Source organism: Streptomyces avidinii, assembly GCF_045161815.1.
In the GTDB taxonomy this organism is placed as follows: domain Bacteria; phylum Actinomycetota; class Actinomycetes; order Streptomycetales; family Streptomycetaceae; genus Streptomyces; species Streptomyces avidinii.
On sequence record NZ_CP108863.1, the window covers coordinates 4,415,831 to 4,432,819 of the forward strand.

A 16,989-nucleotide genomic window follows, 5' to 3' on the forward strand; every position below is an offset into this window, starting at 1 on the left:
TCGCGAGCGGCGGGCACGGAAGCGGGAATGAGCACCGAACGCACCGAACACATATCGTCGCGGCGAGCCCGGCACCGTCCCCTGGCTCCGCCCTCCTGGCTCCTCAACGGGCTGAAGCCCAGCGCCGCACCGATCCCGTGGGCCGCCGTGGTCCGGGCCTCGATCGCGATGGCCGTCCCGCTCGCCGTCGGATTCGCCCTCGACGAGCCCGAGTACGGCGCGCTCGCCTCCATGGGTGCCCTCGCCGGGGTGATCGGCGACACCGCCGACGCCTACCGGATGCGGGTCCTCAACATCGCGGTCCCGCAGCTCTTCGGCGCCGTCGGCGTGGCCCTGGGAACCCTGGTGTACGGGCACGGCTGGCTGGCCGTCGGAGCGCTCACCCTCATCGCCCTCGTCTCCGGGATGATCTCCTCCATCGGCACGGTCGCCTCCGTGTCCGGACTGCTGCTCCTGCTCAACGCCGTGATCGGCGCCGGGCTGCCGCTGCCCGAGCCCTGGTGGACGGCCCCGCTGCTGCTGACCGCGGGCGGACTGTTCGTCCTCGCGCTGACCCTGCTGGGCTGGCCGCTGCGCCGCCGACAGCCGGAGCGCACCGCCGTGGCCGACACCTACCGGGCCCTGGCCGACACCCTGGAGGCCGCCGGCGGACCCGGCGCCCTGTACGAAGAACGCCGCCAGCAGGTCACCCAGGCCATCAACCACGCCTACGACCTGGTGCTCGGCCGCCGGGCCCGGGTGCACGGGCGCAGCCCCTCCCTGGTGCGGCTGCTGGCCCAGCTCAACGTGGTGATCCCGCTGGTGGAGGCCGCGCCCGCCGCACACCTGCGCGGCCGGCCGCTGCCGCCCGAGATCCCGGCGGCCGTACGGGAACTGGCCGACGCCGTCGAGGAGGGCCGCACCGGAACGCCCGTACTGGACCTGCCCGCCGCGCACACCCCGGCCGAACGCGCCGTCGACGCGGCCCTGCGCCATGCCGCGAAGATCGTGCACATCGCCCGGCCCGACCTGCACAACGTGGACGACCGGCTCGGCCGACCCGCCGCCCTGCGCGTGCGCGCCCGGCGGGCGGTACGCGACATGGTGCTGTCCCGGGCCTCCTGGCGGTACGGGCTGCGGCTCGCGCTGTGCATCGGAATCGCGCAGTCCCTCGTATCGGTGATCGAGTTCGAGCGGTCCTACTGGGTCGCGCTGACCGTCACCTTCGTCCTCAAGCCCGACTTCGGTTCGGTGTTCTCCCGGGCCGTACTGCGCGCCCTCGGCACCGCCGGCGGACTGGTCGTCGCGGCCGCCGTGCTCGCCGAGGTGCCGCGCGGCTGGTGGGACGTCCCCGTGATGGTCGTGCTCGCCGGGCTGATCCCCGCCTTCTCCGTCAAGGGCTACGCCTTCCAGACCGCCGCGATCACCCCGGTGATCCTGCTCCTGTCCGACCTCCTCAACCACCAGGGCTTCGACCTGATCCGCCCCCGCCTGGTGGACAGCCTGATCGGCTGCGCCATCACCCTCGTCGCGGGATACCTGCTGTGGCCGGAGAGCTGGCACACCCGGATCGGGGACCGGCTCGCCGACACCGTGGACGACGCCGCCCGCTACGTGGAACGGGCCTTCGCCCCGGTCGCGGACGAGGCCGCGCTCACGGCGGCCCGGACCGCCCGCCTCCAGGCCAGGCGGCGCATCTACCGGGACCTGTCGGGCGTGCGCAGCGAGTTCCAGCGGGCGCTGACCGAGCCGCCGCCCACCGGGGCCCGGGCGGCCGCCTGGTGGCCGCTGGTGGTCGCCGTCGAGCGGATCGTGGACGCGACCACCGCCGCGCGGGTCCGGGTCAACCACGGCGCCGCCCCACCCCCCGCCGAGGAGGTGGAGTCGATCGCGCGGCAGCTTCGCGAGCTGGCGGTGCGGGTGCGCAGCAGCACCACCCCGGTACGGGTCGAGGCGGGGCCCGCGGGCGAGGGGACGAGCGTGCTGGCCCCCGTCCACCAGGAGATCGCGGCGGCCCTGGCCATCACCCGGCCGGAGTCCTGAGCGCCGCCGCCCGGCGCGGAGCCGCGCGGGAGCGGGCGTCCCCCGAATGGGCCGCCTCCCGGGCCGGGCGGGGTCGCACGGGGCAGCATCGGAGCATGCACCGCGTCCCGGCCGTGATGGTCCTCGCCGTCCTCCTGGCGGGGTGCGCCGACGTGGAGGGACTGCAGAGCGAGGGCGATCTCGGCACCGTGCACGCCCCGAAGAGCCTGTGGAAGGACGTCCGTCCCGATCCGCCCGCCCCCGACCAGCGGCCGGGCACGGCCGCCGTGGTCCCCGGACTGCCCAAGGTGGCCGACCTGAGCATGCGCGGGGTGAACGCGCTGTCGGTCGTACGCGCCGACATCACCTCCGCCACCGAGCAGGACGGCGGGACCGGCCGGCTCGTCGACCCGCGCGCCGTCCAGCGGCTCGCGCTCTGCACACAGGCTGTGGACGGCGGCCCCGACTGCCCGGTGCGCCCCGCCGTCCTGCACGACCTGACGGGCAACGGCCGGGAGGAGCTCATCACCGCCCTGGACATCGACGGCCGGCTCAGCGAGCTGCGCGTCTACACCGTCCAGGACGACGGGAGCATCGCCCGGATCCTGTCCCGGCGCGCGGTGCTGGAGGGCGTGGAGGTGGCCGCCGAACACCTGGCGGTCCGCGAACCCACGACGAATCCCGACTACGTCGCCGTCTCCGACTACGTGTGGGACCCGAAGGCCGGGATCATGAACCTCTCCCAGCTCACCCTCGACGACTGCTCCGGGTTCGCGCAGACCCCGCCGCACGCGGACGGGTCGCGATGCGCGCGCTGAGCAGCCTGCGCTGGAAGATCGCCCTGACCACCACGATGGTGTGCTGCATGGTCGCCGCCGCGCTGGGGATCCTGGTACACAACGTGGTCGCCCGGCAGCTGGTCGGGGAGGTCCGCAAGGCCGCGGCCACCGAGCTGGACCACGCCCTGGGCCACTACGAGTACGGCACCGCGCACGGCGACGTGAACACCGCCTTCGACCCGGCCGACCTCCCCGGACCGCTGCGCGAGCTCGTCGCACGCGGGCAGACCGGCAGCATGGTCGGGCTGCAGCAGGGAAAGCCCGTCATGTGGGCGGCCGGACCCGCCGACGACAAGGCCCTCGCGGTCTGGCTCCCCTTCGGCACCACCCGTGAACGGCTGCGGGACACCGACACGGCGATCCTGGCCTCCGCGGTCCTGGCGGCCGGGGTGGTGGCGCTGGCCGGCCTGTTCCTCGCCGACCGGATCAGCCGGCGGCTCGCGACCACGGCCGCCGTGGCCCGCCGGATCAGCGCCGGGGACCTGGACGCCCGGGTGAACTTCCCGGCCGAGGGGGACGACCCCGGGCCGCGGGGCTCGCGCGACGAGGTACGGGACGTGGCGCACGCCCTGGACTCGATGGCGGCCTCCCTCCAGGCGCGGCTGGAGGCGGAAAAGCGCTTCACGGCGGATGTGGCGCACGAGCTGCGCACCCCGCTCACCGGCTCGCTGGCCGCGGCGGCGCTGCTGCCCGAGGGCCGTCCCAAGGAAATGATCGACAACCGGCTGAGGGCCCTGCACCTGCTGACCGAGGACCTGCTGGAGATCTCCCGGCTGGACTCGGGCGTCGAACGGGCCGACCTCGCCCGGGTGGAGCTCGGCCGGGCGGTGGAACGCGCCGTCGCCGCGGCCGCCGGAGGCAGCGCGCCCTCGTCGCAGGCCGGCCCGGCCGCCTCGGTACGGGTGGTCCAGGACACGGTGGTGGTCACCGACCGGCGCCGGCTGGACCGGATCCTGGCCAACCTTCTGGTCAACGCCGGCAAGCACGGCCGGCCGCCGGTGGAGGTGACCGTGGAGGGCCCGGTGGTGGTGGTCCGCGACCACGGGCCCGGCTATCCGCCCGAGCTGATCGAGCAGGGCCCGCAGCGCTTCCGTACCGGCGACCCGGGACGCGGGCGCGGTCACGGCCTGGGGCTCACGATCGTGATGGGGCAGGCGGCGGTGCTGGAGATCGAGGTGAGCTTCGCCAACGCGCCCGACGGGGGCGCGGTGACGACGCTCCGGCTCCCCGTCGGCAGGGTGCCGACGAGCGACTGAACGGATGGGGCGGATGGGGCGGATAGGGCGGGTTGTCCTGATCCGGCGCCCGAGGGGCATGTTTCACGTGAAACATGCCCCTCGGGTTCTTCGGGTCAACTGGTCCGGTCAGACACCGATGTTGCGGCCGTCCTTGCGCCAGACGGACACGACCGCCGGGCGGACGATCTTGCCGGGTCCGTCGGGCCACACCGACTGCGGCTTCTCGACGGAGGCGCCGTCGATCTCGCCCGGGTGCTGGACGGCGACCAGGACGCGCTTGTCCTGGATGAGCGGACCGCAGGTCTCGGCGCCGCGCGGAACGGTCAGGAACTGCTTCAGCTCACCGCGGCGCTCACCGGCGGTCGCGACACCGAACAGGCCGTCGTGGGAGCCGAGCTGGTTGCCGTCCGTGGAGATCCACAGGTTGCCGTGCGGGTCGAAGGCCACGTTGTCCGGGCAGGAGATCGGGCTGACCTTGTCCTTCGGGAAGCCCGCGAAGTAGGTCGCCGGGTCGTTGGGGTCACCGGCGACCAGGAAGAGCCGCCAGGCGAACCCGTCGCCGGCCGGGTCGTCGAAGTTCTCGGCAAGCTCCAGGATCTGGCCGTGCTTGTTCAGGTTGCGGGGGTTGGCCTCGGTGGCGCCTTCCTTGCCGGGCTTGCCGCGGTCCGTGTTGTTCGTCAGCGCGATGTAGACGCGGCCGGTGCGCGGCGAGGGCTCGACGTCCTCCGGGCGGTCCATCTTCGTGGCGCCCACCTTGTCGGCGGCCTGGCGCGTGAAGACGTACACCTCCTCGGCGGTCATGCCCTCGACGTGCGAGACATTGCCCGTGGCCAGCTTGATCCACACGCCGGAGCCGTCGAACTCGCCGTCGGTGGGGAGCTTGCCGGTGCCGTCGAGCTCGGCGGCCGGGGAGTCACCGGTGAGCTTGGCGACGTAGAGGGTGCCCTCGTCGAGCAGCGTGAGGTTGTGCTCCTTCGCGGCACGCGAATTGCCCTTCTTCATCTGCTTCGACGAGACGAACTTGTAGAAGTAGTCGAACCGCTCGTCGTCGCCCATGTAGATGACCGGGCGGCCGTCCTCGGTCAGGCGCGGCTGGGCGGCCTCGTGCTTGAAGCGGCCGAGCGCGGTGCGCTTGCGCGGCACCGAGTGCGGGTCGTACGGGTCCAGCTCGACGACCCAGCCGAAGCGGTGCGACTCGTTGGGCTCCTGCGCCACGTCGAAGCGCTTGTCGAACCGCTCCCACTTGCGCTCGGAGGCGCCGGTGGTCATGCCGTAGCGCTTCAGGCGGGCGGCCTGGGTGGGCTCGGTGACCTGGCCGGCGTTGGCGAAGTACTGGTTGAAGTTCTCCTCGCCGTGGAGGGTGGTGCCCCACGGGGTGGTGCCACCGGCACAGTTGTTGAGCGTGCCGAGCACCTTGGTGCCGGTGGGGTCGACCGAGGTCTTGAGCAGGCTGCTGCCCGCCGCCGGACCCGTCAGCCTGAATTCGCTGGTGGCCGTGAGGCGGCGGTTGAGCTGGTGGCGGCTGACCGCGGTCAGCTTGCCGCTGCGGTGGTCCTCCTGGACGGCGACCACGGTCAGGCCGTGCGCGGCCCAGGCGATCTCCACCTGCTCGCGGGTGGGGTTGGCCGGGTCGTACGCCTTGAACATGAGGATCTCGTCCGTGTACTCGTGGTTGGCCACGAGCAGCTGCTGGCGCTCGTAGTCACCGCCGAGCGGGAGGAGGCTCAGGAAGTCGTTGTTGTAACCGAACTGACCGGCCTGCGCGGCGGCGGTCTGCTTGTCCGGATTGAAACCCGGGGCACCCTTGATGATCGGGTCGCCCCAGCGGATCACCACGTTCTGGTCGTGGCCCTCGGGGATGGTGACCTTGTCGTCGGTGTTCGGCGCGACGGCCTTGAAGCGCAGGCCACGGGCGGCCTCACCGTTCTTGCCCGCGCCCGCGGCGGCGGCATCGGCGGAGGGGGTGGCATGGGCGGTCTGCCCCGAGCCGCCGAACGCCACGGCGGAACCGGCGGCGGTGGCGACCGTCACGACCGCGGCGGAACGCAGCATCGAGCGGCGGGAGTAGGCACGAGCTATGACATCGCCGACATACTCGTTGTCGCTTGTGTTCGGCACCTCGTGGAAGCAGGCGTCGCCACAGCGGTAACGACAGGTGAGAGCGGACCGGCCGCTCCCATGCGGGTTGCCGATGAACGGCAGAAGCTTGCGCACGAGTGTCCTCCGAGTAGCTGCGTGGGCGCCGACAACGCGTCGGTACGATCCAGCCGTGACGCTAGGCCCGGGTTGCGCCGAAGCGGCGGCGCGGGGATGAACGGTCGGTGAACCCGGCACGTCGGAGCGGCAGTTCGGGAGCGGTGTGCGGGTGGGTGGGAGCCGGACGCCACGAAAGGCGCCCCTGCCGAAGATCCAGCCGGGCGGCCGATAACCTTACGTGTCCACTCTGGGCAGGGATCATCCGCGCAGCACGGACAAATGACGCACGCACACATGCGAAAGGCCTGGCCCATGGGTATTCGGAGCTTGTTGCGCAAGGTATTCGGACGGTCCGCGGACTCCGTTCCGGACACTACGGACACCCCTTCGGCCGCTGTCCCGAACCAGGCGGAACGGACCCCTCTGGACGTCGCCGCCGAACTGGTGGCGGCGTCCTTCGACAACCCCACGGTTCCGCCGCAGTCCACCCCGCGCGACCGGGAGCCCGGCACCGTCCTGACGGCCCCCGCCCCGGCGGCGGACCCGACGGTGCCGGAAGCCCGCCGGGCGCCTGCGGCGAAGCCCGGTGGAGAAACCCCCACGCCCCCGGCGGAGCCCACCCCGGCCGAGGCCGAACCGGCCAAGGCCGAGGCCCCCGCTGAGGAGCCGGCCACCGCGCCGGACGCGGAGCCGGCGGCTGCCGAGGCCGAGGCGGACACCGCCGTGGCGGAACCGGCCCGGCCCGAAGCGCCGCAGGCGCAGGACGAGCCCGCCCCGGTCACCGCCGAGGCCGCCGAGGCCGAGGTCCAGACGGAGCCGGTCGCCGTCGAGGCCGAGGCGCAGGACGAGCCCGTGGCCGTCGAGGCCGAGCCCGTCGCAGCCGAGCCGGTCGCCCCCGCTGCGGAGCAGCCCGAGGCGGAGGCGCCGCAGGCGCAGGACCAGGCCAAAGGCCAGGACATCCCCGAGGCGGAGCCGGCAGCCGCCGAGGCCGCCGAGGTCGAGGTCCAGACGGAGCCGGCTGCCGCCGAGGCCACCGAGCCCGAGGTCCAGGCGGAGCCGGTCGCAGCCGAGGCCGAGGCGCAGGACGAGCCCGTGGTCCAGGCGGAGCCGGTCGCCGTCGAGGCCGAGGCGCAGGACGAGCCCGTGGTCCAGGCGGAGCCGGTCGCCGTCGAGGCCGAGGCGCAGGACGAGCCCGTGGCCGTCGAGGCCGAGCCCGTCGCAGCCGAGCCGGTCGCCCCCGCTGCGGAGCAGCCCGAGGCGGAGGCGCCGCAGGCGCAGGACCAGGCCGAAGGCCAGGACATCCCCGAGGCGGAGCCGGCAGCCGCCGAGCCCGCCGAGGCCGAGCCGGTCGCCCCTGCCGCGGAGCAGCCTGCGGTGGAGGAGCCCGAGGCCGAGGTGCCGGCGCAGGCGCTGGCCGTCGTCAAGCGGCGGGCTCCCGAGGTCGTCGGCGCGTACAAGGCCGTCGGGCAGGTGCTGCGCGGCAAGGGGAAGACCGGGGCGCGGGCCAAGGTGTACCTCGTGCTGGACCGGTCCGGGTCGATGCGCGGGTTCTACAAGGACGGCAGCGCCCAGTACCTCGCCGACCACGCGCTCGCCCTCGCCTCGCACCTCGACGACGCGGCGACCGTGCACACGGTGTTCTTCTCCACCGAGGTGGACGGCACCGCCGACCTCACCCTCGACGGCTACGACGCCGCCTGGGTCGAGACCCGCCACGCCGAGCTCGGCCGGATGGGCCGCACCAGCTACCACGTGGCCGTGGAGGCCGTCCTGGAGCGCTACCGGAAGGACGGCGGCGAGGGCCCGGCCCTGGTCGTCTTCCAGACGGACGGCGCCCCCGACAACCGCCAGCCCGCCCGGCAGGCCCTGGCCGACGCCGCCACCGCGGCCCCCGGCGTGCACTGGCAGTTCGTCGCCTTCGGCGACCACGACGCCAAGGCCTTCGACTTCCTGCGCAAGCTGGACGCCGAGAACGCCGGCTTCTTCCACGCCGGCCCCGCCCCCACCGAGCTGACCTCCGCCGCCCTGGCCAAGGGCGTCCTGGAGCAGTTCTAGTACCTGCAGAACGAGGGCGGCGCCCCTCTCCTCGCAAGAGGAGAGGGGCGCCGCCCTCGGCGTATCAGCGGGGCGGGCCTCAGCCCCGCGGGGACCCGGCGTCCGGCTTGACCGCGTCGGAGACGGGCCGCTCGGCCGCCTTGGTCTCGACCGGCTTGCGCAGCGCGATGTTCAGCTCACGCAGACGGGCCTCCTCCAGCACCGTCGGCGCGCCCATCATCAGGTCCTGCGCGTTGCCGTTCAGCGGGAAGGCGATGGTCTCGCGGATGTTCGGCTCGTCGGCCAGCAGCATCACGATGCGGTCCACGCCCGGGGCGATACCGCCGTGCGGCGGGGCGCCCAGGCGGAACGCGCGCAGCATGCCCGCGAACTCGCGCTCGACGGTCTCCGCCTCGTAGCCCGCGATCTCGAAGGCCTTCAGCATGACCTCGGGCTCGTGGTTGCGGATGGCGCCGGAGGACAGCTCGATGCCGTTGCAGACGATGTCGTACTGCCAGGCCAGGATGTCCAGCGGGTCCTTCTCCTCCAGGTCCTTCATGCCGCCCTGCGGCATGGAGAACGGGTTGTGGGAGAAGTCGATCTTGCCGGTCTCCTCGTCCTTCTCGTACATCGGGAAGTCGACGATCCAGCAGAACCGGAAGACGTTCTCCTCGAAGTGGCCGGCACGCTTGGCCGCCTCGACGCGAACGCCGGACATGATCTTGGAGACCTCGTCGAACTCGCCCGCGCCGAAGAACACGGCGTGACCGGGGACCAGGCCCAGGCGCTCGGTGAGGACCTTCAGGTTCTCCTCGGTGAGGAACTTGGCGATCGGACCGGTCAGGGAGCCGTCCTCGCCCACCCGCACCCAGGCCAGACCCTTGGCGCCCAGCGAGATCGCGTACTCGCCGAGGCCGTCGAAGAACTTGCGCGGCTGCGCGGCGGTGTCCGGGACGGCCAGCGCACGCACGTGCTTGCCGGCGAACGCCTTGAACTCCGAGCCCTCGAAGACGTCGGTGATGTCGACGAGCTCCAGCTTGGCGCGCAGGTCGGGCTTGTCGTTGCCGTACTTGAGCATCGACTCGCGGAACGGGATCCGCGGGAACGGCGAGGTGACCTCGCGGCCGTTGCCGAACTCCGTGAAGAGCTCGGTCATCAGGCGCTCGATCGGCTGGAAGACGTCCTCCTGCTCGACGAAGGACATCTCCACGTCGAGCTGGTAGAACTCGCCCGGCGAGCGGTCGGCACGGGCGTCCTCGTCGCGGAAGCAGGGCGCGATCTGGAAGTAGCGGTCGAATCCGGAGATCATCAGCAGCTGCTTGAACTGCTGCGGCGCCTGCGGCAGGGCGTAGAACTTGCCCGGGTTCAGGCGGGACGGCACGACGAAGTCACGGGCGCCCTCGGGGGAGGTCGCGGTGAGGATCGGCGTCGCCATCTCGTTGAAGCCGAGGGCCACCATCTTCGAACGGATCGAGGCGATGACGGCCGAGCGCAGCATGATGTTGCGGTGCATGCGCTCGCGGCGCAGGTCGAGGAAGCGGTACTCCAGGCGCCGCTCCTCGTTCACCCCGTCGTCGGTGTTGATCGTGAAGGGCAGCGGCGCGGCCGCGCCGAGCACCTCGACCGCGGAGACCTCGATCTCGATCTCGCCGGTCGGCAGCTCCGGGTTGACGTTGTCGGCGCCGCGGGAGACGACCTTGCCGTCGATGCGGACGACCGTCTCCTTGGTGACGCTGCTCAGCGCCTCGTTGGCCGCGGTGCCGGGCCGGGCGACCAGCTGCGTGATGCCGTAGTGGTCCCGCAGATCGATGAAGAGGATGCCGCCCAGGTCTCGACGGTTGTGCAGCCAGCCGCTCAGCCGGACGTCGGCGGCGACGTCAGAAGCGCGGAGCTCGCCGCAGGTGTGGGACCTGTACCGATGCATCAGTCATCCAGTTCTACGCGATACCAGGGTGGATTCAACCGTCCCAAGGTTACCGTCCGGGAAGGTGACGGGTCGGGCACTCCCTCCAGCCTGCGCAAATGCGTCCGGCGGCCCCGGCGAACAGGCACGTAACGGATATGACCTGTAAAGATGGCCGAGTGCGCACCGAGGACGTCCTGGCCGCCATCGCGACCGGCCTGTGGAGATGGGACAACGCCTCCGGGACGGTCACCCTCGACGGTGAGGCCGCCCGGCTCCTCGGGCTGCCCGCCGAACCGGTGGTGCTGCCGGAGGTCGCCGTACGGTCCCGCTTCCACCCGGTGGACTGGAACGAGATCAACGGGATCATCAACCTGGCCGTCGCCGAGGGCACCCTCGCCGAGGCCCGGCTCCGGATCATGGACGTCGACGGCCGGGTCCTGCGGACCGTGCGCAGCCGCTCCAAGCCGCTGGAGAACCGGGCGCCCGACGGGGCCACGGACTACGAGCTGATCGGCACCATCCAGGAGATCGCCGAACCGCAGCCCGGCACCACGGCCGCCCACACCCCCATCACCGGCGACTGGCGGCGCTCCCGCGAGGCCTTCCTGCTGGACGCGGGCCGCGCCCTGGCGGAGGCCCGGTCCACGGCGGAGGTGCTGCGGGTCGCCGCCTCGCTGTCCATGCCCGGCTTCAGCCCGGACGGGCTGGCCGTCTTCGGCGTGGCCGGGGACCGGCTGTCGATCATCGGGCACCACGGGCACGATCCGGGGGACGAAGGCCCCTTCTCGGACATGCCGCTGGAGACCGACTACCCGGCCGCGGAGGTCGTCCGGACCGGCCGGGCGATCTACCTGGCCACGCCCGAGGACTACAAGCGGCGCTTCCCGGCCTCCTGGCCGCTCGCCCAGCGCTTCGACCGGGTCTCCTGGGCCTTCCTGCCGCTGATCGTGGCCGGGCGGACCATGGGCGCCTGGATGGCCGCCTTCAAGCACCCGGCGTCCTTCTCGCCCGACGAGCGGTCCGTCCTGACGACCGTGGCCCGGATGCTGGCCCAGGCGCTCCAGCGCGCCGGGGTGGCCGAGTCCGAGCGGGAGCTCACCACCGGCCTGCAGCGGTCGATGATGCCGCAGCTCGGCCCGGAGATCCCCGGCATGCGGATCGCGGCGCGGTACGTCCCGACGGGCGGCGGGCTCCAGGTCGGCGGCGACTGGTACGACATGATCCCGCTGCCGTCGGGCCGGTTCGCGCTGGTCATCGGTGACGTGCAGGGCCACGACGTCCGCGCGGCCGGGCTGATGGGCCAGCTGCGGATCGCCGTACGGGCGTACGCGTCCGAGGGCCACCGGCCGGACGCGGTGCTCTCGCGCGCCTCCCGCTTCCTGGCCGGGCTGTGCTCCTCGTACGAGTCCGACCCGTCCGGGGAGGCCGGCGGTCAGGACCCCGACTTCCAGAGCCCGCGGTTCGCGACCTGCCTGTACGTGGAGTGCGACCCGGCGACCGGACTGCTGGAGGTGGCCCGCGCCGGTCACCCCGATCCCGCGATCCGGATGGCCGACGGCACCGTCCTGATGCGACCCACCGCGGGCGGGCTCCCCCTCGGGATCGTCCCCGACACCGACTACCCCACCACCCGGTTCACCCTGGAACCCGGCGAGACGATGATGCTCTGCACCGACGGGCTCATCGAGACCGGCGGGCACGACCTGGACACCGGCTGGGCGCGGCTGCGCGCCGTGCTGGAGTCCGATGCGCACGAGTCGGAGGGTCCGGCGGCGGGAGCGGTCACGGCGGACGCGACCGGCCGCCTCGGCACCGCGCCGCACCTCGCAGGCCCTCAGCCCGGCAGCCCGCACTTCGAACCCCCGCACCTCGAAAGACTGGCGGACCTGCTGGTCCAGGCCGTGCACGGGCCGTCCTCGCACCACACCACCGGTCCGCTCGCCGACCGCCGCGAGGACGACATAGCGGTGGTGCTGCTGTGCCGCGACAGCGCGGATCTCGGCCGCGGCCCGGCGCCGGCGTACCCGGCCCGCCCCGCGCGCCGCACCGTACTGACCGTGGCCCAGGTGGAGCCGGAACGGATCGCGGGCGCACGGCAGCAGATCCGGGAGCTGCTGCACGACTGGGCGGACCCCGACCAGGTGGACTCGGCGGTGCTGATGGTCTCCGAGATGGTGACGAACGTACTGACGCACACCGACGGCGACGCGCTGCTGGTCGCGGAGGCGGTCGGCGAGCTGGGCGCGCGCCGGCTGCGCGTCGAGGTCGCCGACGGCAGCGACGAGCTCCCGCACAAGCGGCAGCCGGGCGAGATGTCCTCCAGCGGCCGCGGAGTGCTGCTGATGGAGATGCTGGCCGACACGTGGGGCGTGGATCCGCGGGGCGAGGGCAAGTCGATCTGGTTCGAGCTGCACGAGCAGTCGAAGGCGGACGCCGACCCGGAGTTCTGACCGCCGGCCGCAGTGACGACCGTCTGCCGCAGTGACGACCGCCGGCCGGAGTTGCCGGACAGGAGGTGCGGCCCTCCGGCGGGCGCGGTGGGGCGTGATTGGATGCAGCCGTGTCCAATCCCTCCGATCACCTCCTGCCGGAGCCCGTCCGGCGGCTCGCCGCCTGGTGCGGTGTCGTCCTGCTCGCCACCGCGGTCCTCGCCGTCGGCGTATGGCTGTGCACCGTCTTCGAGGCCGCCGTGACGCCCGTACTGCTGGCCGTGCTCGGCACGGCCCTGCTCGGGCCGATGCACCGGCGGCTGATCCGCATGAAGATGAACCGCTCGCTGGCCGCGGCCCTGACCTGCCTCGCCGTGGTCGCCGTCGTCGGCGGGGCCACCTATGTGGTCGTCCTCGCGCTCATCGAGACCGGCGGCCAGATCGTCGACGCGCTGCGGCGGGCCGGCGAGACCGTCGCCGAACACTTCGGGGCGGTGGGCACCTCGCTGGAGGACATCGCCGCGAACTCGAAGGACCTGCTCACGAAGTTCGGCGGCACGGCCGCGTCGGGCGTGGTCAGCGGGCTCAGCGTGGTGGGCTCGGTGATCGCGATGGCGCTGCTCGCGATGGTGCTGATCTTCTTCTTCCTGCGCGACTCCCACCGGGCCGTGGACACCCTGCGCTCCCTCGTCCCGAACCGCTCGGGCGACCTGATGGAGGCCATGGGGCGGCGTGCCTTCGAGGCGGTCGAGGGGTTCATGCGCGGCACCACCTTCGTGGCCCTGGTGGACGCCCTGCTCATCGGCGCCGGTCTGCTGATCCTGGACGTACCGGGTGCGCTGGGGCTGGCCGCCCTGGTCTTCGTGACGGCCTACATCCCCTACCTCGGGGCCATCCTGTCGGGCGCCGTGGCCGTCCTGGTGGCCTTCGCCGACCGGGGCTGGGTCATCGGCCTGTGGGCACTGGGCCTGGTGCTGCTGGTCCAGATGATCGAGGGCTACGTGCTCCAGCCCGTGGTGCAGAGCCGCACCGTGCAGATGCACCCGGCCGTGGTCATGCTCGCCATCACCGCCGGGGCGAGCGTCGCCGGGATCCTGGGGATGCTGCTGGCGGTGCCGCTGACCGCCGCCGTGTTCGGGGTGATCTCGGAGCTTCGGGCCCGGTACGCCGAGACGGCGCCCGGGCCCGAAGGCTCCGCGTAGCCCGGGTCAGCTGTCCGCCCCACCGGCGCCGCGGTGGCCGAGGCCGGTGCGCGCGGTGGTGGGGATGCGGCCCAGCCGGCCGGCCTGGAAGTCGTCGAACGCCTGCTGCAGCTCGTGCTGGCTGTTCATCACGAACGGCCCGTAGTGCGCCATCGGCTCCCGGATCGGACGTCCGCCGAGGATCACGATCTCCAGGTCCGGGGCGTTGGAGTCCTGGGACTCGTCCGCCCGCACCGTGAGCGAGCCGCCCTCGCCGAAGACGGCCGTCTGCCCGGTGCGGACGGGCCGGCGGTCCTCGCCGACCGAGCCGCGCCCGGCCATGACGTACGCCAGGGCATTGAAGTCCTCGCGCCACGGCAGGGTGATCTGCGCGCCCGGCGACACGGTCGCGTGGATCATCGTGATCGGGGTGTGGGTGATGCCCGGGCCCTGGTGCCCGTCCAGCTCACCGGCGATCACCCGGAGCAGCGAGCCGCCGTCGGGGGTGGTCAGCAGCTGGACCTGGCCGCCGCCGATGTCCTGGTAGCGCGGGGGCATCATCTTGTCGGAGGCCGGGAGGTTCACCCACAGCTGGAGGCCGTGGAACAGCCCGCCGGACACGACGAGGGACTCCGGCGGGGCCTCGATGTGCAGGAGGCCCGAACCGGCGGTCATCCACTGCGTGTCGCCGCCGTTGATGATTCCGCCGCCGCCGTTGCTGTCCTGGTGGACGAAGGTTCCGTCGATCAGGTACGTGACGGTCTCGAAGCCGCGGTGCGGGTGCCAGGGCGTGCCCTTGGGCTCACCGGGCGCGTACTCCACCTCGCCCATCTGGTCCATCATGATGAACGGGTCGAGGTACTGGTAGTTGATCCCGGCGAACGCGCGGCGCACCGGGAATCCCTCGCCCTCGAACCCACCGGGAGCGGAGACGACGGCCAGCACCTTGCGCGGAGCGGCGGCCTGCGGCTCCGCCACGCGCGGGAGGGTCAACGGGTTCTCAACAGTCACTGCGGGCATGGTCAGGACCTCCTTCTGCGTCGAGTTTAGTTGAAACTCGAACTTTCTGCCACACCCGCACAGAACATCGCCCCGGCCCGCGTCATTCCCGCCCGTCCGGACACACGCGTACGCCCGCGCACGCCCGCCCCGGCCGCGGTCTGCGGCGGGACGGGCGTGACGGACGTGACGGAAGAGGGGCGGCCTAGCAGGGGTCGATATAGAGCACCGTGTTCCAGTCGATGCCGCTCGACACCGCGGAGTAGGCCCCGTAGGTGTACGCGTCGCCGCGCTCACCGGCCAGGATGAACCGCGCACGCGTGCCCGGGGTCTGGTTGTTGATCCACGAACCGTTGTTCGTGGTCCACGGGATGTACCGCACGTCGTTGCACTGCCGGAGCATGATGGGAGTGCCGCCGAAGCCGGGTTGCGGGTACGCGCAGAAGTACTCGTACGGGCAGGCGACCGCCGCCTCGGCCGGAGATGCCGCCAGGACCCCCGTACCCAGCGCCATCACCCCCGTGGCCGCCACTGCCGCGAGCTTCGTGCGTAAGGACGTACGTGTCATCGCACTCTCCCCTTTCCGGTAGGAGCGGGATTCCCCGCCGCACCGATGCTGCGACAGCGGGCGCACGGCCCGCGATCCTTTCGGGCTCGGCCGAAGGGTGCCGTCAGGAGCCGCTGTGCAGGAGGTCCACGCCCAGGCCCGTCACCGAGTGGCGGACCGCCCTGCCGTCGCGCTCCGTGGTGATCAGGCCCGCCGCGCGCAGGGTGCGGGTGTGCTCGGAGACCGACGGGAGGCTGATGTCGAGGTCCCGGGCCAGCTCGCTGGTCGTGCGCCGGCTCACGAGCAGCTGGAGCACCGCCGCCCGGGTGCGGCCCAGCAGCGCGTCCAGCGGGCCTTCCGCCGGGCCCGGGGCGGTCAGCGGCAGCGGGGTCAGCGCCGGGTAGAGCAGGACGTGCGGCCCGCCGGGGTGCTCGGCGACCAGCGGGCGGCCCGTCCAGAACGGCGAGGGCATCAGCATCAGCCCGCGCCCGCCGAGCCGGACCTCGTAGTGCGGCGGCCGGGCCACCTCGAAGACGGTCCCCGACCAGCCGGCCGCCGGGTGGGTGCTGGCCAGGCACGCCTTGATGCCATGGGTGGCCAGCAGTCGGGTGCGCCAGGCGACGTCCGCCCGGAAGGACTGCCGGATCCGGGCCCAGTGCGGGGCAACCAGCGCCTCGTGCCCGGACCGGATCGCGCCGTCGAGCTGGTCCCAGGCGCCGCGGTCGTGGCGCCACAGGGCGCGCAGCCAGGAATCCGGCCCGGGGGCCCGCGCGGCCGCGAGGGCCAGCTGCTCGCCGGTCAGCCGCGGGGCGGCGTCCCGCACCGCCGCCAGACCCTCGTCGAGGGTGCGCGCGTACGGCTCGACGAACTGCGGGTTGTCGCCGTCCGGGCGCAGCAGGTCGAGCAGCGGGCGCACCCGACCGGGCAGCTCCTGGCCGGCACGCGCCCGCCAGCGGCCGAAAACCGCCGGTTCGTCGGTGCGCTGCCAGGCCACCACGGCCATGGCCAGCTCCACCAGGGGCAGCGGCTCGGCGGCGAACCGGATGCCGAGCAGGTCCTCCGCCGTGAAATGCACCCGCAGCATCGCCCCGCCCCCCGTCAGGCTTCAGCCGGTTCGGCCGGTACCGCTAGCCGTACATCCGGCGCATCGCGAAGTCGACCATCTGCTCGACCGCCTTCGCGTCGAAGACCATCCGGTGGTCGCCCTCCATGTCGAGGACGAAGCCGTAGCCGGTCGGCAGCAGGTCGATCACCTCGGCGCCGCTGATCACGAAGTACTTGGACTCCTTACCCGCGTACCGCCGCAGCTCCTTGAGCGTGGTGAACATGGGGATGACCGGCTGCTGCGTGTTGTGCAGCGCCAGGAAACCGGGGGTGTCACCGCGCGGGCAGTAGACCTTCGAGCCGGCGAAGATCTGCTGGAAGTCCTCCGCCGAGAGGGATCCCGTGGTGAAGGCCCTGACCGCGTCCCCCAGGGACGGCGGGGACGGCTCCGGGTACAGCGGCGGCGCCTGCTGCGCGTAGCCCTGCGGGGGCTGCTGCGCGTACTGCTGCTGGGCGCCCGGGTTCTGGTCGTAGCCGTACATGGGGCGAAGCCTACCGACCGGCCACTCGCCGCC

The 16,989-nt window shown here is 72.7% G+C and carries 12 protein-coding genes; 6 read left to right on the forward strand and 6 right to left on the reverse strand.

Annotated elements, in window-relative coordinates; all coding sequences use genetic code 11:
* The first annotated feature begins 27 nt into the window (after window positions 1-27).
* The 3 genes from OG373_RS19710 (at window position 28) to OG373_RS19720 (ending at window position 4,096) form a co-directional block, all read left to right on the forward strand.
* A complete protein-coding gene (locus OG373_RS19710; RefSeq protein ID WP_405439434.1) occupies window positions 28-2,022 on the forward strand; it encodes an FUSC family protein in 1,995 nt (664 codons plus the stop codon).
* 95 nt (window positions 2,023-2,117) lie between these two features.
* Complete coding sequence (locus OG373_RS19715; RefSeq protein ID WP_405439435.1) at window positions 2,118-2,819, forward strand: hypothetical protein; 702 nt, start codon at window positions 2,118-2,120, stop codon at window positions 2,817-2,819.
* Window positions 2,807-4,096: a sensor histidine kinase gene (locus tag OG373_RS19720; protein WP_405439436.1), complete on the forward strand. Its 1,290-nt coding sequence runs from the start codon at window positions 2,807-2,809 to the stop codon at window positions 4,094-4,096. Before OG373_RS19715 ends, OG373_RS19720 begins: the two co-directional genes overlap by 13 nt.
* 108 nt (window positions 4,097-4,204) lie before the next feature.
* Here OG373_RS19720 and OG373_RS19725 read toward each other — a convergent pair whose 3' ends face one another.
* Window positions 4,205-6,292: a PhoX family protein gene (locus OG373_RS19725; RefSeq protein ID WP_405439437.1), complete on the reverse strand. Its 2,088-nt coding sequence runs from the start codon at window positions 6,290-6,292 to the stop codon at window positions 4,205-4,207.
* A gap of 294 nt (window positions 6,293-6,586) precedes the next feature.
* Here OG373_RS19725 and OG373_RS19730 point away from each other — a divergent pair, with 294 nt between their 5' ends.
* The gene (locus OG373_RS19730; protein ID WP_405439438.1) at window positions 6,587-8,329 is read left to right on the forward strand and encodes a VWA domain-containing protein; all 1,743 of its coding nucleotides are present in this window, start codon (window positions 6,587-6,589) and stop codon (window positions 8,327-8,329) included.
* A gap of 79 nt (window positions 8,330-8,408) precedes the next feature.
* Here OG373_RS19730 and aspS read toward each other — a convergent pair whose 3' ends face one another.
* Entirely contained in the window at window positions 8,409-10,232 is a 1,824-nt protein-coding gene (aspS, locus tag OG373_RS19735; RefSeq protein WP_397732655.1) for an aspartate--tRNA ligase, read from the reverse strand.
* A gap of 158 nt (window positions 10,233-10,390) precedes the next feature.
* Here aspS and OG373_RS19740 point away from each other — a divergent pair, with 158 nt between their 5' ends.
* Window positions 10,391-12,664 carry a SpoIIE family protein phosphatase gene (locus tag OG373_RS19740; RefSeq protein WP_405439439.1) on the forward strand — a complete coding sequence of 758 codons (2,274 nt, stop codon included), beginning with the start codon at window positions 10,391-10,393 and terminating at the stop codon, window positions 12,662-12,664.
* A gap of 110 nt (window positions 12,665-12,774) precedes the next feature.
* A complete protein-coding gene (locus OG373_RS19745) occupies window positions 12,775-13,845 on the forward strand; it encodes an AI-2E family transporter (protein ID WP_397732657.1) in 1,071 nt (356 codons plus the stop codon).
* 6 nt (window positions 13,846-13,851) lie between these two features.
* On the opposite strand, the gene OG373_RS19750 is transcribed toward OG373_RS19745, so the two are convergent.
* From OG373_RS19750 to OG373_RS19765, 4 genes are all read right to left on the reverse strand, one after another.
* Window positions 13,852-14,844 carry a pirin family protein gene (locus OG373_RS19750; protein ID WP_405439440.1) on the reverse strand — a complete coding sequence of 331 codons (993 nt, stop codon included), beginning with the start codon at window positions 14,842-14,844 and terminating at the stop codon, window positions 13,852-13,854.
* 184 nt (window positions 14,845-15,028) lie between these two features.
* The gene (locus tag OG373_RS19755; protein ID WP_405439441.1) at window positions 15,029-15,391 is read right to left on the reverse strand and encodes a peptidase inhibitor family I36 protein; all 363 of its coding nucleotides are present in this window, start codon (window positions 15,389-15,391) and stop codon (window positions 15,029-15,031) included.
* Window positions 15,392-15,494: 103 nt separating this feature from the next.
* Complete coding sequence (locus tag OG373_RS19760) at window positions 15,495-16,454, reverse strand: DUF5937 family protein (RefSeq protein ID WP_405439442.1); 960 nt, start codon at window positions 16,452-16,454, stop codon at window positions 15,495-15,497.
* A 43-nt stretch (window positions 16,455-16,497) separates the two neighbouring features.
* Entirely contained in the window at window positions 16,498-16,956 is a 459-nt protein-coding gene (locus tag OG373_RS19765) for an SseB family protein (protein WP_397732661.1), read from the reverse strand.
* Window positions 16,957-16,989 lie beyond the last annotated feature (33 nt).